Here is a 1,149-nt window from a genome sequence, read left to right on the forward strand (position 1 = left end):
CCAGGTACGACGGGAGCCGTGGGCGGGGGTGGGAAGGAGGTCCGTCGTCTGGGCCGGGTGATCATTCGTTTCGCGGGTGATTCGGGTGACGGGATGCAGCTCACGGGTGACCGGTTCACTTCGGAGACGGCGTCGTTCGGGAATGATCTGTCGACGCTGCCGAACTTCCCGGCGGAGATCCGTGCTCCCGCGGGCACGCTGCCGGGGGTGTCCTCGTTCCAGTTGCATTTCGCCGATCACGACATCCTGACCCCGGGTGATGCGCCCGACGTGCTGGTCGCGATGAATCCGGCCGCGTTGCGGGCGAACATCGACGACGTGCCGCGCGGTGGGGAGATCATCGTGAACACGGATGAGTTCACCAAGCGGCCGATGGCGAAGGTCGGGTACACGGCCAGTCCGCTGGAGGACGGCTCGCTGGCGGCGTACCGGGTGCATCCGGTGCCGTTGACGACGCTGACGCTGGAGGCGCTGAAGGAGTTCGGGCTTCCCCGCAAGGAGGCCGAGCGGTCCAAGAACATGTTCGCGCTGGGTCTGCTGTCGTGGATGTATCACCGGCCGACCGAGGCGACGGAGGCGTTCTTGCGGCAGAAGTTCGCGAAGAAGCCGCGGATCGCGGAGGCGAACGTGGCGGCGTTTCGGGCCGGGTGGAACTTCGGCGAGACGACCGAGGACTTCGCCGTCTCCTACGAGGTCGCCCCGGCCGCCGGGGCGTTCCCGGCCGGGACCTACCGCAACATCTCGGGGAACCTGGCCCTGTCCTACGGTCTGATCGCGGCCGGGCGGCTGGCGGAGCTGCCGGTCTATCTGGGGTCGTATCCGATCACCCCGGCCTCGGACATCCTGCACGAGCTGTCGCGGCACAAGAACTTCGGGGTGCGGACCTTCCAGGCGGAGGACGAGATCGCCGGGATCGGAGCGGCGCTGGGCGCGGCGTTCGGCGGGGCGCTGGGCATCACGACGACGTCGGGGCCGGGAGTGGCGCTGAAGTCGGAGACGATCGGTCTGGCGGTCTCTCTGGAGCTGCCGCTGCTGATCGTCGACATCCAGCGCGGCGGGCCGTCCACCGGGCTGCCGACCAAGACCGAGCAGGCCGACCTGCTGCAGGCGATGTTCGGCAGGAACGGCGAGGCCCCGGTGCCGGTCGTC

1 protein-coding gene is annotated in these 1,149 nt (G+C 68.9%); it reads left to right on the top strand.

Going from position 1 to position 1,149, the window contains the following annotated elements; translation table 11 throughout:
- Positions 1-1,149, top strand: a 1,149-nt coding sequence (locus tag ACIQMU_RS31535) for a 2-oxoacid:acceptor oxidoreductase family protein (RefSeq protein WP_402690250.1), incomplete at both ends; no start/stop codon positions are given.

This window comes from Streptomyces sp. NPDC091649 (genome assembly GCF_044756785.1).
In the GTDB taxonomy this organism is placed as follows: Bacteria; Actinomycetota; Actinomycetes; order Streptomycetales; family Streptomycetaceae; genus Streptomyces.